Here is a 26564-nt window from a genome sequence, read left to right as displayed (position 1 = left end):
GCAATAGGCTCGGGTGTGAGTGAGTACCGACCTGAAGAAAGGCATCACAGTGACCTACACGCTGCCCGACCTGGACTACGACTACAGCGCTCTGGCGCCGCACATCGCCCCCGAGATCATGGAGCTGCACCACAGCAAGCACCATGCCACCTACGTTGCCGGCGCCAACACCGCCCTCGAGAAGCTCGCCGAGGCCCGTGACAAGGGCGAGTTCGGCAACATCAACAAGCTCGAGAAGGACCTGGCCTTCCACCTGGGTGGCCACATCAACCACTCCGTGTTCTGGAAGAACATGTCGCCCGAGGGCGGCGAGCGCCCCGACGGCGAGCTGGCCGCAGCGATCGATGAGTACTTCGGTTCGTTCGACGGCTTCCAGAAGCACTTCAACGAGAACGCCAAGGCCATCCAGGGCTCCGGCTGGTCGATCCTGGTCTGGGACCTGCTGGGCAAGCGCCTGAACATCGCGCAGCTGTTCGACCAGCAGGGCAACCTGCCGACCGCGCAGGTGCCGCTGCTGCAGCTCGACATGTGGGAGCACGCCTACTACCTGCAGTACAAGAACGTGAAGGCTGACTACGTCACCGAGTGGTGGAACGTCATCAACTGGGCCGACGTGACCGAGCGCTTCACCAAGGCCAAGGGTGCTGACCTGATCTGAGGTCGACTCGGACGAACCTGAGCTTGTGGACGCCCCCTCGGTTGAGGGGGCGTCCTTGTTGGTTGTGGGGGGTGGTCGCCGGGACACTCCTGGGCAACTCGTTTATTTCGGTCACAACCACGACCTGAGCAGGCTTTCTTCACCCCTGCAGAAAAAATGTCGGACCCCCTCGCTAGCCTTCAATGCATGCTGAGATGGACGCCCGAAACCGCCGCACTCTGGGGGAAGACCAACCCCCCAGAGGGCACGTGGATGCCCTTGGTTCAGCATCTGGAGGATTCTGCAAACATTGCCGGGGTGCTGTGGGACCGCTGGGTGAGTTCTCGCACGCAGCAGCGCCTTGCCGACCTGCTGGGCTCACCGGAAACGGCCCGCAGCGTCGTCAGGCTTCTCGCTGGTCTGCATGACATTGGTAAGGCCGCACCAGACTTCCAGCGCAAGTCAGACTCAGTTCCAGGGTTTGCGTTCCTGACACACGATCTCAAGCGTTTGGGTTACGCATTTCCCCCTCCCATGCTGCCCCGCCTCGATCCTCACGGGCGCATGGGACAGGTCGCGATGACCGAAATCCTGATGGCGGCCGGGTACCGACGTCCCGAGGCGATCTCGTTCGCCGGGGTGATCGGGGCCCATCACGGACGCCCCGTCGCCGGCAGCCCCAACGCGCTGGACACCCCTGGACTCGGCAGCGGCCTGTGGCAGGCCGCCCGGCAAGAGATCTGGGAGCAGATGCTCGCCTTTGTCGAGCTCGAGCAGGCGGGACTACCGCACCTTCGGCTGCCTGCTTGGGCACAGGTGCAACTGAACGGCCTGGTGGTCATGGCGGACTGGATGGCCAGCAACACTGACTTGTTCCCCTACCACCGCGCTGACGCAATCGATCCACTGTTGAGCGCGACTGATGCACTCGATCTGCCGACGCGATGGGTGCCCCACGGCGACAGCGACAACCCAGACCTGCTGTTCCGCCAACAATTTCCCCATCTGGCCGACGCCGGGGTTCGGCCACTTCAGCGGGCAATCGTCGAAGCGGCGAATGCGATGACGACCCCGTGCCTCTTCATCGTTGAAGCTCCCATGGGCTCGGGCAAGACGGAGGCCGCACTGATGGCTGCCGCCGCCCTGGCCAAGAAGTTCGGCCTCAGCGGGTCCTTGTTCGCCCTGCCCACCATGGCCACCAGCAATGCATTGTTCAGTCGCATCCAGAGCTGGCTGCAAAGCACGAGCAAGGGAGGCCACACCACGCTCAACCTCGTGCACGGCAAGTCGGCGCTCAATGACGACTTCCGGGCTCTGCAACACATGACGATCACCGACGTGCACGACGACGCCGAGGGCAGCGCGACGTCCCGCGGGCAGGGCCCCGAGGTGTACGTCTCCAGTTGGTTCCGCGGCCGCCGCCAAGCAATTCTGGCCGCGCACGTCGTCGGCACCATCGACCAGGTGCTCTTCGCGGCACTGAGGGCGAAGCACGTCATGCTCAGACAGCTTGCGGTGGCCGAGAAGGTCGTGGTGATCGATGAGGTGCATGCCGCCGACGACTTCATGCGCGTCTACCTCACCACAACCCTGAAATGGCTCGCCCATCACGGCACACCGGTACTGCTGCTGTCGGCAACGCTTCCACCCGAGATCCGCAGGGAGTTGATGGATGCGTACGCCAGTGGGGCAGGCGTGGCGGTGCCGGAGCTGACCGGGAGCCCCGATACCTACCCCCGCCTGACGATCGTGGGCGATGGCGACGGATCCTGGCCTGTCGCGTCCGACGGCAAGCCAGTCACGACCTGCACCATCGTCCCCCTCGCCGATGACCTCGACAGCCTCACGTGTCTGCTCGACCGCGAACTGGCCGGTGGTGGTTGTGCGGCGGTCATCTGCTCCACCGTCTCCCGAGCCCAGGAGCGCTACGCCGCACTGAAGAGTGCTGGCATCGGCGAAGTGGTCCTCCTGCATTCCAAGTTCGTGGCACCTCATCGACTGTCCCGTGAGCGAGACCTGGTCTCGCGGTTGGGGCCGGACGGGCCACGACCTGAGCGGCTGATCGTGGTCGGCACGCAGGTGCTCGAGCAGTCGCTGGACGTCGACTTCGACGTGATGGTCAGCGATGTGGCGCCCATGGACCTGCTGCTGCAGCGGTTGGGTCGCCTGCATCGGCATCCCGGCCGACAGCGGCCGGCACTGGTCAGCACCCCACGATGCCACCTCATCGGGGTGCAGGACTGGGCCGCGTCCCTGCCCTCGTTCAGCAGGGGGATCGACCGCGTCTACGGCAAGTGGAGGCTCTTGTCCACATTGGCGACATTTCGGGGCGTACCCTTGACCATCCATCTGCCCGATGACATCCCGCGGCTGGTGGCAACGGCCTATGACGAGGACCGCCCCGCACCCGCTGAGTGGCGCGAGCCCTGGGCAGCGGCCCTGACCCAGTTGGACGCCAAGCGCACCAAGCAACGCACGAATGCCATGGCGTTCGCCGTGGCACCCCCGAACGATCGCTGGCAGTTGGGCGCCTGGTCTGAACCCGCGGCCACAGACCCTGACACACCGGCCGGGCGGAGTGGCGCCGCGGTGCGGGATACCGATGAGTCGCTTGAAGTCATCGTGCTGCAGCGACGCAGTGACGGCGAAGTCCGGCTGCTGGATGGCATCGGTCCCCATTCGCAGCGAGTGTTGCCACGCCCGCTGGGTCCCGCCGACATGGCCCTGGCGCGGGCGGCTGCCGCCTGCACGGTCAGCCTCCCGATGAGCTTCACCGCAAACCCGAAGACGCTGGACGACACCATCGCGGCGCTGGAGAAATTCGACACGAGCGCTTGGCAGTCCTCCCCCTGGCTGCAGGGCGAACTGGTCCTGGTGCTCGACGGGGATGGGACCGCCAGCGTGGCTGGGCGAACCCTGCGCTACGACCAGGAACTGGGACTCAGGGAGGTCAGCTCGTGACCTCCCTGAGCACCTACCCCGCTACGCGGGGAGCAGTGACACCCACCGATACACCCTCCGATGTACGCGGGCTCATCCCCGGTTGGGGCGGCATCGATGCTACCCCGGCAGCTGTCGGGCCCCGTCGCATCGCGCCGACTCAAAGAGTCTCAACGCGTAAATTGGAGGGTGAATGTTAGGAGGGGGGTCTTGACACACTGTCGAACTCAGAGGACGATGGAGCCATGACCAAGCGGCAGCGCGACACCAACCTGATGACCACAGGTTTTCTCAAGGCGACCGATATGCACGGCTCGTCGCTGACACCAAACCTGCGCGAGGTGTTCGTGCAGGCACCGACAATCGACCGTCTTGACGGCGACCTACCCACTCAAGACGTCGCCGTCCTGCGGCTACTCATCGCCATCGTGCTCGCAGCCCTTGCGGACGAATCCGCGGACATGTCTGACTCCATCGAGCTGTGGAGGGAGTGCTGGAATGACTGGGAGAGATGCCTGCCGGCCATCCTTCGCTACCTCGACGAGCACGCCGATGAGTTCGACCTCGCCCACCCGCAACGCCCCTTCATGCAGTCCGCCGACCTCAACCCCGCAGGCAACCTCGAGCCCGGTGTGCAACGACTGGTCCCCGACCACGACCAGTGGTTCACCACCCGCGACCCCTCCCGGCCCCTAGACATCGGCGAAGCGGCCCGCTGGCTGCTCCACGTGCAGTCCTTCGACACAGCTGGCATCAAAACGGGTCAACAGGGCGATCCTGCCGTCAAGGGCGGTCGCGGCTACCCCACCGGCTATCCCGCCTGGGCCGGCAACCTCGGTGTGGTCATCTTCCACGGCGCGACGCTGGCCCAGACGATCCTGCTCAACACCCCGCTGGGGCACTTTCCGGCGGAGAAGCGCACCGGGTGGCAGATCGACACCCCCGTGTCCTCCCGGAAGGACCAGATCCCCGCCGGTCCTGCAGAACTGTTCACCTGGCCGAACCGTCGAGTCCGCCTGCATTGGGGTCCCGACTTCCTCGTTCGCTCGGCACAGGTCTCCTACGGTGACACGTTGACACCTCAGAACAACAACGCGATCGAACCCATGTCAGCCTGGCGCTCGAGCGAGAACCAGAAGCGCAAGGCGGGCAAGGACGTGCTGATGCCAGTCGTCCATGACCCCACTCGCCAGGTGTGGCGCGGCCTCAACGCACTCCTCGCCGACTCTGCGGGCAGACCAAGGACGGCGGCCTGGCTGTCGACCCTCGTCGACGAGGGCATCCTCGATGCGAACCTGCGGCTTCGGCTGCAGGTCGTCGGAATGATCTACGGACCCCAGAACTCCAGCATCCAGACTGTGGTCGACGACACCCTCGACGGCTCCGTGGCCGCACTGACCAACCCCAGGCTGACGCATCTTGCTGCCGCCGCCGCCGAACTCGCTCGCGAGGGCTCCAACGCGACCCGGTACTTTGCCAGCAGGTTGGCGCAGGCCACCGGGGCAGACGAAGAAAAGTCGCGTGACCGTGCCGCTGTGAGCGCGTACGCAGCCATCGACCCCGTCTTTCGACAATGGCTCGCGGAACTCACGATGGACTCTATCGACCGCGCCACGGTCGACTGGCAGGTCCGAATTCGCAGGTGCCTCCTGGACCACGGACAGACGATGTTCGAAGCAGCAGGCGATGCCGGGCTACGAGGACGTGTCATCGAGGAGCAACTCGTCACGAGCCTGAGCGCGTGGTCCTGGTTCGTACATCGCATCCAGCAGCTCACCCCGCTTGCCCAACCAACCGCCGCTAAGGAATGACTATGCCCAGCTATACTGCCCAGGCGTCCGCCAGCAGCCATGTCCGCCGCAGGGTCGAGCCCCTGCAGCAGGCCTACCTGCGAAACGATGGCCCGGCATCCAGCCGCGCCACCGCGACCCTCGCCCAACTGCGCAGGCTCGACCCGATGCAGCCGGCCGACGATCCATCCCTCTACGACCTGCTGTTCGAGGGCATGCCCGAGAACCTGGTCGGACACACCGACGACCCGTCCCGCGGGGAGTTGGCCGTTGCTACCTCATTGCACCTCTTCGCACTGCACCAACAGGGTCGCGGCAGCGCAGTCCATCGGCCCGGCGTCCGGTTCGGTGGCGCCGTTCGCACACTCGCCTTTCGCAGAGGCCAAGCTGGCCAGCTGGACCCGGGCGTGGTCTCGCGATTCTCCCTCCTGGTGCATGCCAGCACGATTCGGATGACGATCACCCATCTGCGCGCATTGGTGTCCCAGATGCGCCCGCTCGACATCGAACTCGACTACGGCCAGCTCGCAGCCGACCTTTTCGACCTGCAGAACCCACAGCGTCAATCCACCGTCCACCTGCGCTGGGCCCGCGCCTTCCACAGGGCCCACCCGACGAGCTCAACCACCACAGAAACCCCCGCCAACACCGACGTCGAACCCACGACAGAAACGGACTGATCCATCATGACCAAGTTCCTCGAAGTTCATGTCATCCAGTCGTTGCCCCCGAGCAACATCAACCGGGATGACACCGGCGCCCCGAAGTCGGGCGTGTACGGCGGCGCCAACCGCTTGCGCGTCAGCAGCCAGGCGTGGAAGCGAGCCACGAGGCTGCAGTTCGCTGATGAGATTGCAGAGTCCCAGCGGGCAACCCGCACCAAGAGGATCGTACGACTCGTGAGCGACGCCATCATGGCTCGCGGCGTCGAGGACGAGCAACGAGCTGCCAGTCTGGCAACTGAAGTCCTGAAGGCCGCCGGGGTCACACCGAAGAAGCCTCGCAGCAAGGACGACGCCACCATCTCCGAGGCGGACTACGAGGCCGAGGCGCTGTTCTTCATCAGCAACCAGCAGGTTCAGGCTCTGGCGGAGGTTGCCGTCGCAGACCCCGACAAGGTCGACAAGACCGCTGCCAAGAACGCCATCGACACCAGCCACGGCATCGAGATCGCACTGTTCGGCCGCATGGTGGCTTCGTCGCCAGATCTCAATGTTGATGCGTCTCTGCAGGTGGCACACGCCATCAGCACACACACTGTTGACCCGCAGGGCGACTTCTACACTGCCGTCGATGACCAGAAGCGGCGCAATGACGACGACGCGGGCGCCGGAATGGTCGGCACGATCGAGTTCTCATCTGCGACCCTCTACCGGTATGCGGCACTGAGTCTCGATCTGCTCAGCGAGAACTTGGGCCAGGCAACTGAGGTCACGGCTGACGCTGCCGCCCAGTTCGTCAAGGCCTTCACCCTGTCGCTGCCGTCCGGCAAGAAGAACTCCATGGCTGCGGACACCCTGCCCTCGATGGTGCTGGTGACGCTGCGGGAGAGCCGCCCGGTGAACCTCGTTGGTGCATTCGAACGGCCTGTGCCGGTCAGCGACGAGGGATTCGTGGCCCGATCGGTGGCGGCTCTGGTGCGCAGGGCACAGGACCTCGATGCCACCTTCGGCACGGCGCCGCTCAAGACGTGGGTGGTCGCTGAATCCGAGGTCTCCGCCGAAGCCTCCTCCCTCGGAGACCTGACCTCCCTGCCGCAGGCCATCTCATCCATTCGAGAGACCGTGCTGGCAGAACTGAGCGAGGATGCGTCGTGACCGCGCTGCTGCTGCGCCTCGCCGGCCCGCTCCAGTCCTGGGGTGACAGCTCGCGGTTCCTGCGGCGGGACACGAACCGGTACCCGACCAAGAGTGGGGTGTTGGGGCTGCTTGCCGCCGCGATGGGCGTGCGCCGCACTGACCCGATCGAGGAGTTGCTGCGCCTGCGGTTCGGGGTCAGGACGGACCAGCCCGGGGTGGTCATCACCGACTTTCAGACAGCCCACACCAGTGGTCCGAAGAAGCCGCCGACCGTAACCCATCGGCGCTACCTGGCAGATGCGGTTTTCGTCGCTGGTGTCCAGGGTGACGACGCCCTGATTGAAGGGCTGCGCTCCGCCTTGGAACGGCCAGCGTTCCCGCTGTTCCTCGGCCGCAGGTCATGCCCGGTCGAGGGAAAGCTGGTTCTCGGGGTCACAGAAGAGGACCTCCCCACGGCCCTCGCTGAGGTTCCATGGCAGGCGTCCGACCATCACCGTCGACGCGAACGGCAATCAGTGCCCCTTCCCCTCGTCATCGATGCTGCCCCCGACGAAGTGGCCACCGCCCAAACCCACGATTCGCCCGTGAGCTACGACCCGCGAAACAGGCAACACACCTGGCGTCCCGTGGTTGAGACCACCGTCTCGGTGGACAACCCGGCAGGGCGCAGCACGGAGGGCGGACTGGTTGACTGGCTGGTCGGATTGGAGCGTGCCTGATGTACCTCACAAGGTTTGAGATCAACACGCAACGGCGCGAGAGTAGAAAGATGCTGGCGTCAGCGCAGCGGCTGCATGCCGCGGTGCTCGCGTCGTTCCCAGCCTCGAGCACTGAAGGTCGAGTCCTGTGGCGATTGGACCACGGCGACCACGGCCGCCGCGAGCTGCTGATCAGCAGTGCAACCAAGCCTGATCTCTCGGCATTGGTCGAGGAGTGCGGGTGGCCTTCAGTCGAGACCTGGGCCACCGGTAGTCTCGACGAGCTGTTGAGCGGACTGCGCGAGGGGCAGATCTGGCGGTTTCGCCTCACCGCGAACCCTGTCAAGATCGGGCCGGCCGACGGGACAAGAGGGAAGCCCATCCCCTTGACGCTCAGCGGCCACATCCCCTGGCTCATCAACCGTTCGGCCGCCGCAGGCTTCGATGTCGGGTCGGTCGAAGAACCGACTGCCATGGTCACGCGGACGGAACACCTGCGCTTCTCGAAACACGACCAGAAGGCCGTGTCGATCAGCCTGTCCCAGTTCGATGGACATCTCAGGGTGACCGACGAGGTCGCACTTCGTGGCGCGCTGATGCAGGGACTTGGGCGCGCAAAAGCCTACGGAGCCGGACTCATGACACTGGCGCCGAGGCGAGGATGAAACCTATCCCCGGTCCTCGGCCCTCTGAACTGCGCGAGCTGACAAGGGTCGAGGACCGAGTGACCTTCGTTTACCTCGAGCGCTGCCGCATCCACCGTGACGACAACGCCATCACAGCGGTTGATGAGGCAGGCACCCTCTACTTCCCGGCCGCCACGGTCGCGGCACTCATGCTGGGTCCCGGCACCGACATCAGCCACCAAGCCATGGTGGTGCTGGCCGACGCCGGCGCGACCGTCGTCTGGGTCGGCGAAGAGGCCGTCCGCTACTACGCGCATGGCCGCCCGCTGAGCAGGACTTCGAGGCTACTCACCGCCCAGGTGGATGCGGTGTCGAACCAGCGGAGCAGACTCGCTGTGGCCCGGCGGATGTACGAGATGCGATTCCCCGACGACGTTGCCGAATCGGCCACCATGCAGCAGCTGCGAGGGCGTGAAGGCGCCCGGGTGAAGCGCGGCTATCGCACGGCGGCACGGGATGCCGGCGTTGAGTGGAATGGGCGCGAGTACCGGTCGGGTGACCTCGAGGCGTCCGACGCCGCGAACCAAGCAGTTACTGCTGCCACAAGCTGTCTCTACGGGGTCGTGCATGCCGTCGTCGTCGCTCTCGGATGTTCCCCGGGCTTGGGCTTCATTCACACCGGCCACGACCGATCCTTCGTCTATGACATCGCGGACCTGTACAAGATGGAACTCGCTGTGCCCACGGCCTTCTCTGTGGTGGCACAGAACCCTGCGGACTTGCCCTCGGCTGTCCGTCTGGCCATGCGGGACCGGTTCAGCGAGACAAAGCTCATGACCACCATCGTTCGTGACATCCGCGGCTTGCTCGGCGACGACGTCGACGATCGCGACTGGGACGTCGTGGAGCTGTGGGACGGCGGACACAACACCGTCGCCGCCGGACGCTCCTGGATACCTGAAGACGACGACCTGCCATGGTAGTCGTCGTCCTGACTGCGGTGCCGCGTGGGTTGCGGGGCTTCCTCACGCGCTGGCTATTGGAGATATCCCCTGGGGTGTTCGTGGGTCGGGTGTCCCGCCGCGTTCGTGAAGCCTTGTGGTGGCGGATCATTGAGATGTGCAAGGACGGACGCGCCGTCATGGTGTTTCAGGCAGACAACGAGCAGCGACTCGACTTCGTGGTGCACCGCCACGACTGGGAGGTCGTCGACGTCGAAGGCGTCAAGCTCATTCGACGACCGGGGGATGACGAGGTCTCCAACCCTATGCGGAAGGGTTGGTCCAAGGCAGCCAAGTATCGGCGTCGACCAAGGTAAGTAATCCTGACAGGGCCAAGCGGTAAACTGCCTTGTCAGTAAGTGTGCTCCCCGCGCAGCGGGGATGAGCCCTCCGTCACGACCCGCTTGATCGTCTCGAAACTGTGCTCCCCGCGCAGCGGGGATGAGCCCTTCAACCGCCGCGCAAACTCAGCCGTGAACCGGTGCTCCCCGCGCAGCGGGGATGAGCCCGGGTCGAGGCCGGTTCGCTGGGAGTGGTGGAAGTGCTCCCCGCGCAGCGGGGATGAGCCCGTGAGCGCCCCGGTCCACTCCCAGCACTCATCGTGCTCCCCGCGCAGCGGGGATGAGCCCGTCTTGTGTGTCCAGGTACCGACCAGCGCGCCGTGCTCCCCGCGCAGCGGGGATGAGCCCCACCTTCCTTCGCGGCGACAACACATGGGCGGGTGCTCCCCGCGCAGCGGGGATGAGCCCCAGTGGGCTGAGTCGCAGCCGCGGTCGGGCAAGTGCTCCCCGCGCAGCGGGGATGAGCCCGGCAAGTCGAGCACCAACCACGTGCACACGTCGTGCTCCCCGCGCAGCGGGGATGAGCCCCCAGCCGGCTCATTCGCCATGGTCGCATCCGCGTGCTCCCCGCGCAGCGGGGATGAGCCCAGGCCCGCGCCGGCCAGCTCGGGCACGATCGCGTGCTCCCCGCGCAGCGGGGATGAGCCCGTGGAAGGCAGCAGCAACCGTCACCATCGACAGTGCTCCCCGCGCAGCGGGGATGAGCCCCCGGTCGACCCGGTGCGCGGGTCTTCTGCGGTGTGCTCCCCGCGCAGCGGGGATGAGCCCCCATTCACGGGCGAGTACATGCTGGCGCGGATGTGCTCCCCGCGCAGCGGGGATGAGCCCATCCTGGCGATGTCGGTGATGGTGAACTGCTGGTGCTCCCCGCGCAGCGGGGATGAGCCCACCGTGATGTCGCACAACCTCAGCGGCAACCTGTGCTCCCCGCGCAGCGGGGATGAGCCCTGGCGGCCGCCGTCGATGCGGACACCGATACCGTGCTCCCCGCGCAGCGGGGATGAGCCCTCACCGTCACCAAGCGCGGAATCGTCGCTGCCGTGCTCCCCGCGCAGCGGGGATGAGCCCACCCGTCTCGGCGTCGGCGAGCATCTCGGCCGGTGCTCCCCGCGCAGCGGGGATGAGCCCGGCCTGGATCGCCCCATCCGACTGTTGTAGCGGTGCTCCCCGCGCAGCGGGGATGAGCCCTCATCATCGATGCTGTCATCGATGAGACCTCAGTGCTCCCCGCGCAGCGGGGATGAGCCCGTCCCGTGGTTGCGCGCGTCGAGCTCGGCCTGGTGCTCCCCGCGCAGCGGGGATGAGCCCCATCGCTCATCGTCGGCCACCAGCTGGACAGCGTGCTCCCCGCGCAGCGGGGATGAGCCCGCCTCGCGTTCCACGCCGCTGTACTCGCACGCGTGCTCCCCGCGCAGCGGGGATGAGCCCAGTCTGCCCAGCTCGACGGGCTGGGGTACAGGGTGCTCCCCGCGCAGCGGGGATGAGCCCGGTGGCGGTTGGGTAGGCGGGGAACGGGACAAGTGCTCCCCGCGCAGCGGGGATGAGCCCCTGGCCAGCATGGTGGCCGTCCCTGTACCCCAGTGCTCCCCGCGCAGCGGGGATGAGCCCCCGAATTGGCCGGAAGCGATCATCTCGGCGCCGTGCTCCCCGCGCAGCGGGGATGAGCCCTGCCGCTGCCCGTTGGCGAGGATCTTCTGGCTGTGCTCCCCGCGCAGCGGGGATGAGCCCATCGTCACCGTCCTCGCTGTCGTCGGCGCCGGGTGCTCCCCGCGCAGCGGGGATGAGCCCTCGCGACGCGCCCGCATGGTGGTCACGTACGCGTGCTCCCCGCGCAGCGGGGATGAGCCCGGCGGGGGAGCGCGGCAGCAGCCCTACCAGCAGTGCTCCCCGCGCAGCGGGGATGAGCCCTTCGACATGGTCCTGTCGGTGGTCGCGGGTGGGTGCTCCCCGCGCAGCGGGGATGAGCCCGCGCTGCGCGGGGTCGTTGCTCCCGAACAGCGGTGCTCCCCGCGCAGCGGGGATGAGCCCATGGGCCCCTACATCGCAGCATGGGAACAAGCGTGCTCCCCGCGCAGCGGGGATGAGCCCAATTCCGCGCCCGACCTCCCTTTTTCCGGGAGGTGCTCCCCGCGCAGCGGGGATGAGCCCCCCCCGAGCGCTGACGCGATCCTCTACAGCGAGTGCTCCCCGCGCAGCGGGGATGAGCCCTCGCCGCGGAAGATTGATGCGGTCGTGACCGAGTGCTCCCCGCGCAGCGGGGATGAGCCCCAAGGCTGCATTTCTGGCCCTCAAACGCTGGCGTGCTCCCCGCGCAGCGGGGATGAGCCCTGCATGTTCGTCAGGGCGCGGGCTGCAGCGTCGTGCTCCCCGCGCAGCGGGGATGAGCCCATGGATCGACCTTGACCGCGTCATTGGTGAGATGTGCTCCCCGCGCAGCGGGGATGAGCCCCGCCTTGATAGTGTCCCAGGCGGCGCCCGTGGGTGCTCCCCGCGCAGCGGGGATGAGCCCGGCCTCGGTGATGACCGGGGCAGGCGGGAGGGGTGCTCCCCGCGCAGCGGGGATGAGCCCTGGACAGCGGTCCAGATGACCGCCAACTCTGCGTGCTCCCCGCGCAGCGGGGATGAGCCCTGGTGGGCTTTCCCTCCCCCTTCCACGCACAAGTGCTCCCCGCGCAGCGGGGATGAGCCCTCGCCGAACTTGGTCTCGGAAGAGTCAGCGACGTGCTCCCCGCGCAGCGGGGATGAGCCCGTCGGGCGGGCGCCCTCCTGAGAGGACGAGGAGTGCTCCCCGCGCAGCGGGGATGAGCCCCTAGGCGCGGTGACCCTGGCCCACCTGGCCGGGTGCTCCCCGCGCAGCGGGGATGAGCCCGGGACGGCGTGGAGGTGACCTCGGACTTGAAGGTGCTCCCCGCGCAGCGGGGATGAGCCCGCGGCCGCCGGTTCCGCGTCATCCCGGAAGCCGTGCTCCCCGCGCAGCGGGGATGAGCCCTGCTGCCGGCGCCCGAATCCGAGGACTCGTGGGTGCTCCCCGCGCAGCGGGGATGAGCCCGAGACGCAATGACAACGCCGCTGTTCGATATCGTGCTCCCCGCGCAGCGGGGATGAGCCCACGCCTACACGACGAGGGAAGACCTCATCGCCGTGCTCCCCGCGCAGCGGGGATGAGCCCGTCGCCGCCGCGAAGCCCAAGGTCGGCGGTGGGTGCTCCCCGCGCAGCGGGGATGAGCCCGGGTGGGGGCGAGGACCAGATGACCGCCACCAGTGCTCCCCGCGCAGCGGGGATGAGCCCCGTTCGATCTGCTGCGGCGACAGGCCGACGAGGTGCTCCCCGCGCAGCGGGGATGAGCCCGGCTGGCCGAAATTAGGGTTGGGCGTACCGTCGTGCTCCCCGCGCAGCGGGGATGAGCCCCCCGAGGTCGTGGGCGTCCGTGCGCTCCAGCGGTGCTCCCCGCGCAGCGGGGATGAGCCCGTGGACGCTGAAAGGCAAGATCGTGCCCGATTGTGCTCCCCGCGCAGCGGGGATGAGCCCGTTAAGGAGCTACGGCTATGGCTGTTGGCACCGTGCTCCCCGCGCAGCGGGGATGAGCCCTCGCCCAGCTTGCGCTGTGTGGACTGCTCCAGGTGCTCCCCGCGCAGCGGGGATGAGCCCAAGACCCTAGCTGCTGCCGCATCGCGGCCAGCGTGCTCCCCGCGCAGCGGGGATGAGCCCCAGGCCGCCGCTTGGGCGCTGTTCGCGGCCGCGTGCTCCCCGCGCAGCGGGGATGAGCCCCCCTGGCCCCGCTACACCGTGTCAGAGACGGGGTGCTCCCCGCGCAGCGGGGATGAGCCCAACCAGGCGGAAGAGTTGTCCGCAAGGTTTTCGTGCTCCCCGCGCAGCGGGGATGAGCCCAGCAGGCCCTGGGCAAGCAGACCGAGGCCGTCGTGCTCCCCGCGCAGCGGGGATGAGCCCCCATCGGCGTCGAGCTCCGGGGCCAGTCCATCGTGCTCCCCGCGCAGCGGGGATGAGCCCGAGCTGAGGCCGGCGGCTTCGGAGACGAGGCGGTGCTCCCCGCGCAGCGGGGATGAGCCCGGGATCCTGGCCACCTGGTGGATGGACCCATAGTGCTCCCCGCGCAGCGGGGATGAGCCCGCCGGGAACGGTAGCGGGCGGAAGGCGCTGGGGTGCTCCCCGCGCAGCGGGGATGAGCCCCCCCAAGCCACGGGGGCGCTGGGGGCTTCGGGGTGCTCCCCGCGCAGCGGGGATGAGCCCATCGCCAACCGCGTGGCCTGACCGACAAGACCGTGCTCCCCGCGCAGCGGGGATGAGCCCGGGTCCGCTTGAAGAGGACGCCGCCCCAGGCGGTGCTCCCCGCGCAGCGGGGATGAGCCCGGTCGGGCCGATCTTGTCGGAAAGCCAGGTGAGTGCTCCCCGCGCAGCGGGGATGAGCCCGCCCAAGCCCTCGTCGCGGTGCCACACCGAGAGTGCTCCCCGCGCAGCGGGGATGAGCCCGGAAGTGGCCACCCCGTCCGGCTCGGTGTTCAGTGCTCCCCGCGCAGCGGGGATGAGCCCATGCCGACGGCGTCGGACACGTCGCGGTCGGTGTGCTCCCCGCGCAGCGGGGATGAGCCCTGGCCGCAGCGGTAGCCGTGCTCGACGCCGCGGTGCTCCCCGCGCAGCGGGGATGAGCCCGCGAGTGTGGCCATGGCATCCACGTGCCGCCCGTGCTCCCCGCGCAGCGGGGATGAGCCCGGGCAGCCGCTGCCCGCCGTGCAGAAATCCCCGTGCTCCCCGCGCAGCGGGGATGAGCCCGTGCGTCGCGCCCAGCAATTGTCCAAGCTACGGTGCTCCCCGCGCAGCGGGGATGAGCCCGCGCGCCGCGGCCGTAACGGCGGCGTGGCATTGTGCTCCCCGCGCAGCGGGGATGAGCCCCCCCCAGCCGAGGGCTCGATCACCGGCGAAGAGTGCTCCCCGCGCAGCGGGGATGAGCCCATGCGCAGTTGCGCATCCATGTTCGAGCCGTCGTGCTCCCCGCGCAGCGGGGATGAGCCCGTGCAGAGCTGCGACGGTCACTCCCCGACCGCGTGCTCCCCGCGCAGCGGGGATGAGCCCAAGCGCGCAGCTCACAGACGCTGCAATGCTGCGTGCTCCCCGCGCAGCGGGGATGAGCCCCGTCGCCACCCATGGCCCCGCACAGTCCCGTGGTGCTCCCCGCGCAGCGGGGATGAGCCCCTCACCGCACTCAACCCGCTCGGCATGTCCTGGTGCTCCCCGCGCAGCGGGGATGAGCCCCGGGGCCTGACCGCCACGACTGTCAGGAGTCAGTGCTCCCCGCGCAGCGGGGATGAGCCCTCGGCAGCATCACGACCATGTCGCAGGTGAGCGTGCTCCCCGCGCAGCGGGGATGAGCCCCGCTGGGCGTTGGCTGCCTCGCGGGGTCGCAGGTGCTCCCCGCGCAGCGGGGATGAGCCCACCGGCCACGGCTTCGAGCCCGACACCATCCCGTGCTCCCCGCGCAGCGGGGATGAGCCCGCCTTCTTCGACAAGCTCGAAGAGCTGCTGTCGGTGCTCCCCGCGCAGCGGGGATGAGCCCTCGCGCTTGTCGGGGTCGGGGTCGGCCTGGGCGTGCTCCCCGCGCAGCGGGGATGAGCCCGGGCAGCCGGCCGCGGGCAAGTTCTGGACTGAGTGCTCCCCGCGCAGCGGGGATGAGCCCGCACGTGTCCTGGCCGTCTCGATGGCCGACAAGGTGCTCCCCGCGCAGCGGGGATGAGCCCGAATCACTGGCCGCGGCCGTGCAAGTGGCCGCGTGCTCCCCGCGCAGCGGGGATGAGCCCTGTTCGGGCGCCAGGGCGCAAGCCTCGGCAACGTGCTCCCCGCGCAGCGGGGATGAGCCCACACTGCGTGCGATCCTGCCCCGCTTCGAGAGGTGCTCCCCGCGCAGCGGGGATGAGCCCCAGCAGCAGGCCACCACCACCACGACCCTGCTGTGCTCCCCGCGCAGCGGGGATGAGCCCTCTGTCCCGATTGCGGCAGCAGCCACGGCGGCGTGCTCCCCGCGCAGCGGGGATGAGCCCAAGTCGCTTCTCTTCGCCGGTGATCGAGCCCTGTGCTCCCCGCGCAGCGGGGATGAGCCCATCAGGAAAGGGCAAGTGACATGTCACGCAATGTGCTCCCCGCGCAGCGGGGATGAGCCCGCAGTCACGCCGCGCTCCTTGCGGTGGTAGGTGTGCTCCCCGCGCAGCGGGGATGAGCCCGCGTAGCCGGGCGCCGCGTCCAGGACCCACCAGTGCTCCCCGCGCAGCGGGGATGAGCCCGCCATGGCCACGCTCACACTCACGCCAGGCGCGTGCTCCCCGCGCAGCGGGGATGAGCCCTCCGCGAAGGCCTTGATTCGCCGGACGTCGGACGTGCTCCCCGCGCAGCGGGGATGAGCCCGCTGTCGTCGCTGCTGCCGTGCTCGCCCTCGCGTGCTCCCCGCGCAGCGGGGATGAGCCCCACACCCGCGACCACGCCGACCACGAGGCCGAGTGCTCCCCGCGCAGCGGGGATGAGCCCTGGGGGTCGACGGCGCGACGAACGCCGACCTCGTGCTCCCCGCGCAGCGGGGATGAGCCCGGCCGCGCACGCCACTGCATCATCTGCGCCGCGTGCTCCCCGCGCAGCGGGGATGAGCCCCTCGACGCAGCCCTGTCGCAGATGGATCCCGAGTGCTCCCCGCGCAGCGGGGATGAGCCCATCATCGCGCCCAAGCTGAGCGAGTGGGCCTCGTGCTCCCCGCGCAGCGGGGATGAGCCCCGGCCGGCGTAGGCGGGCGCCAGCGCGATGTCGTGCTCCCCGCGCAGCGGGGATGAGCCCGGGGCAGATACACGGCTCAGCCTCCGAGCCCGGTGCTCCCCGCGCAGCGGGGATGAGCCCGTCCCCGTTTCGCGGGGCCAGTCGCTGACTTCGTGCTCCCCGCGCAGCGGGGATGAGCCCATTCGGTCGGCCTGCCTGGACTTGCGCTGGAGGTGCTCCCCGCGCAGCGGGGATGAGCCCATCCGACTCACTGCCCCACGAGACTGCCAGCGGTGCTCCCCGCGCAGCGGGGATGAGCCCGCGTAGCCGTGCACCGCGTCCAGGACCCACCAGTGCTCCCCGCGCAGCGGGGATGAGCCCCGCCGTTGGGGCGCAGCTCGTGGTGCACCCCGGTGCTCCCCGCGCAGCGGGGATGAGCCCGGCACTGCCACGCCAGGACCGCCGCAACAGCAGTGCTCCCCGCGCAGCGGGGATGAGCCCTTTTTTCGAGGCAATTTCCGACCGCTCGATTGGTGCTCCCCGCGCAGCGGGGATGAGCCCGTCCGCAGCGACGAGGCGGGCCACTCGGGCCGGTGCTCCCCGCGCAGCGGGGATGAGCCCGCAAGTCGATCGGCAAGCAGAGCCAGGCGGAGGGTGCTCCCCGCGCAGCGGGGATGAGCCCGGTGGCCGCGTCGGCGGTTGCTGCGGGCATCAGTGCTCCCCGCGCAGCGGGGATGAGCCCGGCCTCCAGGGGCACCCAAAGCTCACGCGCGCGTGCTCCCCGCGCAGCGGGGATGAGCCCCGGCCTGCGCACGCCATGGTGGCTGGTAGTGGGTGCTCCCCGCGCAGCGGGGATGAGCCCAGCTCGCGGACGAAGTACCCGTACTGCTCGAAGTGCTCCCCGCACAGCGGGGATGAGCCCGCGCTCTTCCTTCGCCGCCTGCATGGCGAGGTGTGCTCCCCGCGCAGCGGGGATGAGCCCGCGGCGCCGGCGGCGTCAGTGCCGGACCGGAAGTGCTCCCCGCGCAGCGGGGATGAGCCCACCCATGTTTTTGAGCTGGGATCCCAGCACGCGTGCTCCCCGCGCAGCGGGGATGAGCCCACGGCCGCGCGGAACCGCGAGCTGATCGATTAGTGCTCCCCGCGCAGCGGGGATGAGCCCCTGACTGCGACCTCGGCGTCGGTGGCGGGGATGTGCTCCCCGCGCAGCGGGGATGAGCCCGTCGTCGACTTCCCGCGCCAGGGCACTAACTCGTGCTCCCCGCGCAGCGTGGATGAGCCCGTGCTTGACATGCTCATGCGGGGCCGCGAGGGGTGCTCCCCGCGCAGCGGGGATGAGCCCAGCGGCGTCGACTCCTACACCGACTTCCCCGGGTGCTCCCCGCGCAGCGGGGATGAGCCCCCGACCAGCGAGACCTCGCGGGGCGTGACCTTGTGCTCCCCGCGCAGCGGGGATGAGCCCCGGGCCACCGTCCGGGCCGGCTCGGCCCGGGTGTGCTCCCCGCGCAGCGGGGATGAGCCCCTGGTGACCGGCTACGGCGACCCGTCACTGGGGTGCTCCCCGCGCAGCGGGGATGAGCCCGGCCAGATCGCTGAGGTCTGGTCGACGGTGCTGTGCTCCCCGCGCAGCGGGGATGAGCCCCTGTTGCTGACGTTCACCAACATTCAGAACCGGTGCTCCCCGCGCAGCGGGGATGAGCCCGGCGAGGAAAGGGTCACGGCGCGCTGGGGCGGGTGCTCCCCGCGCAGCGGGGATGAGCCCAGGTCCGCGAACTCGGGGTGCGCGTTGTAGGTGTGCTCCCCGCGCAGCGGGGATGAGCCCCAGTACGGCCTCAGCCTCGAAGAGACGTCGGGGTGCTCCCCGCGCAGCGGGGATGAGCCCCACTCCGCAGCCAGACCCCGCACCCGCCGCTCGTGCTCCCCGCGCAGCGGGGATGAGCCCTCGCCGGTGTCCGGGTCGGTCACCAGCGCCAGGTGCTCCCCGCGCAGCGGGGATGAGCCCGCGGACGAGCAGGCGCTGCAACGGCACCTGATGTGCTCCCCGCGCAGCGGGGATGAGCCCTTGTACGAGGCGGCCTTGACCTTCATCGCCGTGTGCTCCCCGCGCAGCGGGGATGAGCCCGCGACCGTACCGACCTGGTCGGGGTCGGCCTGGGTGCTCCCCGCGCAGCGGGGATGAGCCCCCGTCTGATGCAGGAGGTGTCCCGTGGCTGATGTGCTCCCCGCGCAGCGGGGATGAGCCCTGGACCGCGGCCTGGCCTCGATGGTTTCGCCGGTGCTCCCCGCGCAGCGGGGATGAGCCCAACGCGCCTACGGGTGCGGGCTCATCCTCGCCGTGCTCCCCGCGCAGCGGGGATGAGCCCTTCGGCGGGAGGGGTCGCCCGTCGCGGTCCACGTGCTCCCCGCGCAGCGGGGATGAGCCCACGCTGCAGACGCTGTGCGTGCCGGGCGCGACGTGCTCCCCGCGCAGCGGGGATGAGCCCGGGGGACGTGTGGGCGCGGGACGGCTACTACTGTGCTCCCCGCGCAGCGGGGATGAGCCCGACCCGAGGGCCCGCGACCTGTGCCACCGCTGGTGCTCCCCGCGCAGCGGGGATGAGCCCAACACCGGCCCGACCGATGTCGTCGCATGGACCGTGCTCCCCGCGCAGCGGGGATGAGCCCTCAAAGGGCGCGAGGCTCGAATCCGAAATCGCGTGCTCCCCGCGCAGCGGGGATGAGCCCTGCCCGAATTCGCGGCCAGCCGCCATGGCCGCGTGCTCCCCGCGCAGCGGGGATGAGCCCCCGCCCGCCCTCGAGATCGACTGGGAAAGGACGTGCTCCCCGCGCAGCGGGGATGAGCCCGCGACCATCGAGCTGGACGCTGACGCCGAGGCGTGCTCCCCGCGCAGCGGGGATGAGCCCCACAACCGGGGCCCCGACCGCGGCGGCAGCCGGTGCTCCCCGCGCAGCGGGGATGAGCCCTGGGGCTACCGCTCGGCCGACCAGATCCACTCGTGCTCCCCGCGCAGCGGGGATGAGCCCACCGCCCAGCGTGACCGCGACCGCGCACGACTGTGCTCCCCGCGCAGCGGGGATGAGCCCTTCCGGCTGGGCACTGAGGTGTCCGAGCTCGAGTGCTCCCCGCGCAGCGGGGATGAGTCCAACTCCGCGCCCGACCTCCCTTTTACCGGGAGGTGCTCCCCGCGCAGCGGGGATGAGCCCGCCCCGTGCGTGACTTGCCTAGTCACACCACGGTGCTCCCCGCGCAGCGGGGATGAGCCACCTCATGATCGCGATGGGCGAGGGCGCAAATGCGTGCTCCCCGCGCAGCGGGGATGAGCCCGACCGCAGCCGAAGCAGCGACTGATGCCCGCTGTGCTCCCCGCGCAGCGGGGATGAGCCCCGGGCGGCGACGCTGCGCTGGCTCGGGTTCGAGTGCTCCCCGCGCAGCGGGGATGAGCCCTCCGCCACCTGGGTCACCACCGCGAATGGCGCGTGCTCCCCGCGCAGCGGGGATGAGCCCGACTTCATCGTCACCGCCTGCATCGGCACCGCGTGCTCCCCGCGCAGCGGGGATGAGCCCGCCATCGGCGGCTACCAAGTCCTCGTCAACGGGTGCTCCCCGCGCAGCGGGGATGAGCCCCAGCCGCTGTTCCCGTTCAGGTAGTCGAAGGCGTGCTCCCCGCGCAGCGGGGATGAGCCCATGCTCGACGTGGTACCCGGCGTTGACCCATCGTGCTCCCCGCGCAGCGGGGATGAGCCCAATCAGGACAGCCAGCAGGCGGCCGCGGGCGGGTGCTCCCCGCGCAGCGGGGATGAGCCCGCGTACAACGAGCTGGCGACGGTGCTGGGTGCGTGCTCCCCGCGCAGCGGGGATGAGCCCCTCAGTCGGAAGGGTGGCCTGATGGGCAAGTCGTGCTCCCCGCGCAGCGGGGATGAGCCCCTGAGCAAGGCGTACAGCATCTACGGCTACGCGTGCTCCCCGCGCAGCGGGGATGAGCCCCACTTCGCCAGCTCGGCACCGGGGGAATCCAAGTGCTCCCCGCGCAGCAGGGATGAGCCCGCCACCCGACTCCAGCCCGTCCAACAACATCGGTGCTCCCCGCGCAGCGGGGATGAGCCCGACGAGGAGCCCGACCATGACCGGATTCACTGGTGCTCCCCGCGCAGCGGGGATGAGCCCGGAACACTTGGCAAGCCCAAAAATACATCTATGTGCTCCCCGCGCAGCGGGGATGAGCCCTCGGTCGGCTCGACGGTCATTCCTGCTCCTGGGTGCTCCCCGCGCAGCGGGGATGAGCCCTGCGACGCTATGCACATCATGCGTGACAAGGCGTGCTCCCCGCGCAGCGGGGATGAGCCCATCAGCTCGGCATCCGGCCCACCGGACCTGATGTGCTCCCCGCGCAGCGGGGATGAGCCCGAGGTCCACGATCGCGGCGTGGTCGACCTTCGGTGCTCCCCGCGCAGCGGGGATGAGCCCGCCGCCGAGGATGCCGAGGGTGGCCGCGAACGCCGTGCTCCCCGCGCAGCGGGGATGAGCCCACGCAGGCGCTCATGGGCTGGCAGGCCAAGGCGTGCTCCCCGCGCAGCGGGGATGAGCCCTACAGCCGTGTGACTAGGAGAACCCCTAGCCAGTGCTCCCCGCGCAGCGGGGATGAGCCCAAGGTGTCATCGCCGTCCGGTGCGGTCGCGCAGTGCTCCCCGCGCAGCGGGGATGAGCCCAAGCGCGCGACCCACAAGCGGTGTAACGCGACGGTGCTCCCCGCGCAGCGGGGATGAGCCCCGACACCCGCATCTGGCGAGTCGTGGCATTGGGTGCTCCCCGCGCAGCGGGGATGAGCCCCGCAGGAGCGGTTCGTGAGCGAGGCGGGCTCTGTGCTCCCCGCGCAGCGGGGATGAGCCCACGTCCGACGCCACCAAGCCCATCTCGTCGGCGTGCTCCCCGCGCAGCGGGGATGAGCCCCATCAGGATCGGCGGTCTCGTCCAGCTCGCCGGTGCTCCCCGCGCAGCGTGGATGAGCCCATCGCCAATCTGGACACGGCGTTGGCGGGCATGTGCTCCCCGCGCAGCGGGGATGAGCCCGCCTTGGTCCAGATCATTCCGCGCCCCCAGCCGTGCTCCCCGCGCAGCGGGGATGAGCCCCTCACCGCACTCAACCCGCTCGGCATGTCCTGGTGCTCCCCGCGCAGCGGGGATGAGCCCCTCACCGCACTCAACCCGCTCGGCATGTCCTGGTGCTCCCCGCGCAGCGGGGATGAGCCCCGGGGCCTGATCGCCACGACTGTCAGGAGTCAGTGCTCCCCGCGCAGCGGGGACGAGCCCGGGTTCGCCTGGCCGGCAATGCCGTGACGCCAGTGCTCCCCGCGCAGCGGGGATGAGCCCCATGCGTCGTCGTCTCGATCCCACGAATTCATGTGCTCCCCGCGCAGCGGGGATGAGCCCCGTACGCTGGCGGTCGCCCTTGCCATGGACCAGTGCTCCCCGCGCAGCGGGGATGAGCCCCTCAGCCGCTCGGCCGTGAGCCGGCGGGCCGTGTGCTCCCCGCGCAGCGGGGATGAGCCCATCGTCCTGGCCGCAAACCCCATCGGTCTGGTGTGCTCCCCGCGCAGCGGGGATGAGCCCGACGGCAGCACCAGCAGCCGGCCACCGGGACCGTGCTCCCCGCGCAGCGGGGATGAGCCCACTTCCGACGCCGCCAAGCCGATCAGCACCGCGTGCTCCCCGCGCAGCGGGGATGAGCCCAGCAGCAGGATCCGGTCGTTGATGTCGTGGCCGTGCTCCCCGCGCAGCGGGGATGAGCCCATGGCGGGGTCGATGCCCGCGGCCGCGAACGCGTGCTCCCCGCGCAGCGGGGATGAGCCCCAAATGGTGTGGGATGGGGTGAAGGTGAACGGGTGCTCCCCGCGCAGCGGGGATGAGCCCTGGGACACGGTGGAGCGTGTGGCGCTCCGCGTGTGCTCCCCGCGCAGCGGGGATGAGCCCGATCAGCTCGGTTCGGTACAGCTCGGTGCCGGGTGCTCCCCGCGCAGCGGGGATGAGCCCCTGCGCATGATCATGGCGGGCATCAAGCCCGTGTGCTCCCCGCGCAGCGGGGATGAGCCCTGCTGCACATCGCCGCCGAGGACCAGCGCGCCGTGCTCCCCGCGCAGCGGGGGTGAGCCCTCGCATGACCGTCGCCCAGCACCAGCCCCAGCGTGCTCCCCGCGCAGCGGGGATGAGCCCGCGGACAGCTCGTGGCGGGCGCCGTCGGCCTTGTGCTCCCCGCGCAGCGGGGATGAGCCCGCTGTCTGGCAGGTCCTCGACCCGCCAATTCTCGCAGCGACCGCCGCACGCTCCGATGCTGGTCGTGACTGCGGTGCCTAGCCGCCAGCGCAGTGTCCCGACAAGGGGTGAGACCCAATCAAACCCGGGCCTCACTCCGCGTTGACCATCTCCAGCATCCGCGTCCGCTTGGCCGTGTACCGCAGCGCCCGCCCACTCCCCAGGTCAAGCGCCTCACCATCCGCCAGCGTCCCAGCGACCTTGCCGCCGCCACTCTGCTTGCCCTGCACTACGATCCGCCCGTCCTTGCGCGCCGTCACCCCAACCTTCAGCCCCTCAGGCCGGAAGCTGCGCCCAGTCCCCGTCAGCACCACCTCATCAGTCACCACCCCGTCGACCAGCAGCGCCAGCGACCCATCGAGCTTCGGACGCGCCGCCCGCACACCAGCCACCACCGCCCACAACAACCCCAGCCCCACCACCACCGCACCAGCGATCGGCAGTCCCCGCGTGAACCACACCGGTGCGCCCTCCGCGACCGGAGGCTCCGCCGCCGCCGGCGTCTGCCCCACACTCGACGGAGACGCGCCAGACGTCGCAGCTGCCGTCACCGTGTAGTCCACCGCATTCGACGTCACCGCCCCCGGAACCTTCAGCTCCGCCGCCGCCAGCTCCGCCTGCCACGGGCTGGCCAGGTTGACCGTAATCGCCTGCTTGCCGACCCCCGGCTTCATGCCCGTGATGGTGATGGTCGCCTGCGCCGTGGCACCGGGTGCGAGTTCCAGCGTGGCCGGGTTCATCGTTGCCGTGCCGCCCGGCACACCGGGGTTCACCCCACCGAGGGTCGCCGTCAGCGGCACCTTCTTGGCAGTCGAAGTAATCCGCGCAGTCGCCGTGAGCGTGGTCCCGCTGACCTTCGCCTGGTCGAGGGTGACCGTCACCGGCGCGGAAAGGTCATCAGCCAGCGCAAGTCCGATGCGGGTCTTGGTGATCTCGCGGTTGATGCCGGCCAGATAGGCGGTGATGTCGGTCGGGGTCGAGACGCTCGCCTTGGGGAACACCTGGGTGAGCAGCCCGGCGTCGGTGTTCGCCCCCACCGAGACCGCATAGGCGCCGATCTGCTTGTCCTTCGAGACGGACGCCGCGCGCGCCTTCAGGTCCTGCCAACTCGGCGACGTGGCGGTGGGGTACTTCGAGCCGGGGGCGGCGTCAAGCTGGCCGTCGGTGAGCAGGACGATGGCACCGACCTGGCGGGCGGTCTTGCCGAGCGCGGCCACTCCGGCGTCGATGGCGGCGCCAATGTCGGTCTGGGTGCCGGTCGGCTTGGACGGCAGCTTGGCGAGCATCTCGGACGACGTGGGCGAGGTGGCTTCCCAGGTGCTTGTGACGCCGTTATCAAACGTGATAAGACTCACTACGTCATCACTGCCGAACTGGCCGGCGAGGGCACCGAGCGCACTACGGACGCGGCCCCACCGACCGTCACTCTGCATCGAGACGGACGTGTCGACCAGGACCACATAACCAGTGGGCTCGGGGGTGATGTTGAGCGTGGCGGCTAGGTCAGACAGCGCATCGGCCCGCGCCACGGGTGGGTGGGCGAGGGCGAGGCAGAGGGCCAGGGCAAAACCGGCGATCCAGCGGAGCACAAGGCCCATCATTGCCGAAGCGCCGCCAGATAGTAAGACAAGGTAGGGTCATCTCATAAATAACAGTGTCTTGACGCGCCGGTTGGGACCGGCTACCTTCATGGCAGCGGGCCACACCACAGGCGTCCAGGAGGACGAACCGGGACGCCCGGACCCTCAAGAAAGGTGCATCCGACATGGGTGCTTTTGCTTCCTACATCCAGGCCTCAGTCAGCGTCCTGCTCCAGTCCGTCGTGTTCGGCATCGCAGGTCGCTTCAAGGATCCTAAGAAGGCCGCCACCGCCGTTGAGTACGGCATCATGGTCGCGGCGATCGCAGCAGTGATCATCACCGTGGTGTTCACGATCGGCGAGCGGGTTCTGAAGGCCTTCACCACCGTTCAGGACGAGCTCCCGGCCTGACCGAGGTTTCGGCACGGACCCAGCTCATGCTGCACCAGGCCCAACCCCCAGGGGTGGCAGCACACCTTCGACGCATCAGCGATTGGCACAAAGGTGCCGCCGCTGTTGAGTATGCCATTGTGCTCGCTGCAATAGCCGGAGGCATTCTGACCTTCATCTGGGCGTTCGGCCTGCGCATCTTGGCTCTCTTTGCCACTTTCACCCCTGGGTTCTTCAAAGAAATGTCCTTGGGTGGCCACCAGTATGTCAGGTGGCCACGCAAGACTGTTTACCGCACTCGTGCGGCACCATGCATGCAATCCCCCTCATCCGAGCGGAGGCGCCTCGATGCGCAACCACCATCGGCACCGCGGCGAGAGACAGCGCGGCGCAGCCGCTGTCGAGTTCGCACTCATTCTCCCGATCCTGATCGCACTGCTGCTTGGTATCACGGAGTACGGCTACCGCCTCTACTTGACCGGTTCTGCCGCCGGCGCCGCTCGCGAGGGCGCGCGCGCCATGGCCATTTCGACCGCAGCAGACAAAGGTTCCGTGGGCAAGGTGAAGGCCGAGCAAGCCTTCGCTGACACGACGGGCAAGGCCGGGACTGCCACCCCCTCAACCTCGACCGACGGTACGTCCTGCATCGTCACCCTCAGCTACGGCTATCCCGGGCTGACCGGGTTCTTTGGCTCCATGAGCGTTTCCGGGACCGGAGAGATGAGGTGTGGGGGATGAACCGCCGCAGGAACGAGCGCGGCGCCGTAGCCATCGTCACCGCCATCAGCCTGGTGATGCTGGTCGGCTTCGCCGCCCTCGCCATAGACGTCGGCGCACTGTGGTGGGATAAGAAGCAGTTGCAGAACGGTGCCGACGCGGCTGCCCTTGCTCTGGCCCAGAGCTGCGCCAAGGGCACTTGTGAAGCCGACGAGATGGGCATGGCCACCAAGTACGCCCGTGGCAACAAGAACGACACCAAGGTCACCGTGACGGCCATCAGTCATACGTCCAACTCCGTGACGGTCGAGGTCATGACCACCCGCACCCACTGGTTCGCCCAGGTGCTCGGCACGAGCAACAGCGATGTCGCTGCGCGAGCGACCGCCACGTGGGGAGGCGTCGGCGGGGGTTCCATCCTTCCCTGGGTTGTCTCGATGTGTCAGGTTCCCAGCGAGAGCGAGCTCCCCAAGACCGGCGTCACGCTGCTGTCGAAGGACAACAGCCACGACAAGCCGGGCGAATGCACGAGTTCTCACAACCCCACCGAGAAGATCCCGGGCGGTTTCGCATGGCTCGATGTGGCGGGCGCCAGCACCACATGCAAGGCGGACACCAAGATCGGGGACTCGGTCCCGGGCATCACGGGAAATGCTGGTCCAAGCAACGACGTATGCGTTAAGGCACTGCAGAACCTCGTCGGAAAGACAGTCTTGGTCCCCGTCTTCGACAATGTTCCCGCCTCAGGCAAGGGGCCATACATCATCGCGGCGTACGCTGAATTCGAAATCACCAACTACTGCCTCAACAAGGGGCAGGACTGGTACGGACCTGCTGACGAAAAATGCACCGGCTCGGAGCGATACATCACGGGCAATTTCGTCAGGATGGTGACGCTCGACGCAGTGGTTGACGACTCCGCCCCGATGCATGGTGCCTACGGCATCAAACTCACCGCCTGACCCTACCTGACCAGAAAGCCCCCACG

At 69.1% G+C, this 26564-nt stretch carries 13 protein-coding genes and 1 CRISPR repeat array; of the genes, 12 read left to right on the top strand and 1 reads right to left on the bottom strand.

The window, feature by feature from the left end:
- Positions 1–49 precede the first annotated feature (49 nt).
- The 9 genes from ACQCX5_RS11175 (at position 50) to cas2e (ending at position 9808) form a co-directional block, all read left to right on the top strand.
- The gene (locus ACQCX5_RS11175) at positions 50–658 is read left to right on the top strand and encodes a superoxide dismutase (protein WP_434542210.1); all 609 of its coding nucleotides are present in this window, start codon (positions 50–52) and stop codon (positions 656–658) included.
- Between the two features lie 186 nt (positions 659–844).
- Positions 845–3598: a CRISPR-associated helicase Cas3' gene (gene cas3, locus ACQCX5_RS11170; RefSeq protein ID WP_434542105.1), complete on the top strand. Its 2754-nt coding sequence runs from the start codon at positions 845–847 to the stop codon at positions 3596–3598.
- Between the two features lie 224 nt (positions 3599–3822).
- Positions 3823–5388 carry a type I-E CRISPR-associated protein Cse1/CasA gene (casA, locus tag ACQCX5_RS11165; RefSeq protein WP_434542104.1) on the top strand — a complete coding sequence of 522 codons (1566 nt, stop codon included), beginning with the start codon at positions 3823–3825 and terminating at the stop codon, positions 5386–5388.
- Positions 5385–6047 (top strand): type I-E CRISPR-associated protein Cse2/CasB, encoded by a 663-nt coding sequence (gene casB / locus ACQCX5_RS11160; protein WP_434542103.1) that lies wholly within the window; start codon positions 5385–5387, stop codon positions 6045–6047. Before casA ends, casB begins: the two co-directional genes overlap by 4 nt.
- 6 nt (positions 6048–6053) lie before the next feature.
- Positions 6054–7184: a type I-E CRISPR-associated protein Cas7/Cse4/CasC gene (gene cas7e / locus ACQCX5_RS11155; RefSeq protein ID WP_434542102.1), complete on the top strand. Its 1131-nt coding sequence runs from the start codon at positions 6054–6056 to the stop codon at positions 7182–7184.
- The gene (gene cas5e / locus ACQCX5_RS11150; protein WP_434542101.1) at positions 7181–7885 is read left to right on the top strand and encodes a type I-E CRISPR-associated protein Cas5/CasD; all 705 of its coding nucleotides are present in this window, start codon (positions 7181–7183) and stop codon (positions 7883–7885) included. Before cas7e ends, cas5e begins: the two co-directional genes overlap by 4 nt.
- A 50-nt stretch (positions 7886–7935) precedes the next feature.
- Positions 7936–8529 carry a type I-E CRISPR-associated protein Cas6/Cse3/CasE gene (gene cas6e, locus ACQCX5_RS11145; protein ID WP_434542100.1) on the top strand — a complete coding sequence of 198 codons (594 nt, stop codon included), beginning with the start codon at positions 7936–7938 and terminating at the stop codon, positions 8527–8529.
- On the top strand, positions 8526–9473 hold the full coding sequence (gene cas1e / locus ACQCX5_RS11140; protein WP_434542099.1) for a type I-E CRISPR-associated endonuclease Cas1e: 948 nt from the start codon (positions 8526–8528) through the stop codon (positions 9471–9473). The genes cas6e and cas1e overlap by 4 nt, the downstream gene beginning before the upstream one ends.
- A complete protein-coding gene (cas2e, locus tag ACQCX5_RS11135; RefSeq protein ID WP_434542098.1) occupies positions 9467–9808 on the top strand; it encodes a type I-E CRISPR-associated endoribonuclease Cas2e in 342 nt (113 codons plus the stop codon). Before cas1e ends, cas2e begins: the two co-directional genes overlap by 7 nt.
- 44 nt (positions 9809–9852) lie before the next feature.
- Positions 9853–22851: direct repeats of the CRISPR family, unit length 28 nt; unit sequence GTGCTCCCCGCGCAGCGGGGATGAGCCC.
- Between the two features lie 131 nt (positions 22852–22982).
- Here the strand turns inward: cas2e and ACQCX5_RS11130 are convergent.
- A complete protein-coding gene (locus ACQCX5_RS11130; RefSeq protein ID WP_434542097.1) occupies positions 22983–24479 on the bottom strand; it encodes a VWA domain-containing protein in 1497 nt (498 codons plus the stop codon).
- A 176-nt stretch (positions 24480–24655) separates the two neighbouring features.
- Between ACQCX5_RS11130 and ACQCX5_RS11125 the strand changes: the two genes are divergently transcribed.
- The 3 genes from ACQCX5_RS11125 to ACQCX5_RS11115 all read left to right on the top strand — a co-directional run bounded on the left by ACQCX5_RS11125 (position 24656) and on the right by ACQCX5_RS11115 (position 26538).
- Positions 24656–24880 carry a Flp family type IVb pilin gene (locus tag ACQCX5_RS11125; protein ID WP_434542096.1) on the top strand — a complete coding sequence of 75 codons (225 nt, stop codon included), beginning with the start codon at positions 24656–24658 and terminating at the stop codon, positions 24878–24880.
- Positions 24881–25207: 327 nt separating this feature from the next.
- Positions 25208–25597 carry a TadE/TadG family type IV pilus assembly protein gene (locus ACQCX5_RS11120; RefSeq protein ID WP_434542095.1) on the top strand — a complete coding sequence of 130 codons (390 nt, stop codon included), beginning with the start codon at positions 25208–25210 and terminating at the stop codon, positions 25595–25597.
- Positions 25594–26538 (top strand): pilus assembly protein TadG-related protein, encoded by a 945-nt coding sequence (locus tag ACQCX5_RS11115; RefSeq protein WP_434542094.1) that lies wholly within the window; start codon positions 25594–25596, stop codon positions 26536–26538. Before ACQCX5_RS11120 ends, ACQCX5_RS11115 begins: the two co-directional genes overlap by 4 nt.
- The last annotated feature ends 26 nt before the right edge of the window (positions 26539–26564 follow it).

Source organism: Aestuariimicrobium sp. G57, assembly GCF_050110855.1.
In the GTDB taxonomy this organism is placed as follows: Bacteria; Actinomycetota; Actinomycetes; order Propionibacteriales; family Propionibacteriaceae; genus Aestuariimicrobium.
This window is presented reverse-complemented; position numbering and strand designations above follow the sequence as displayed.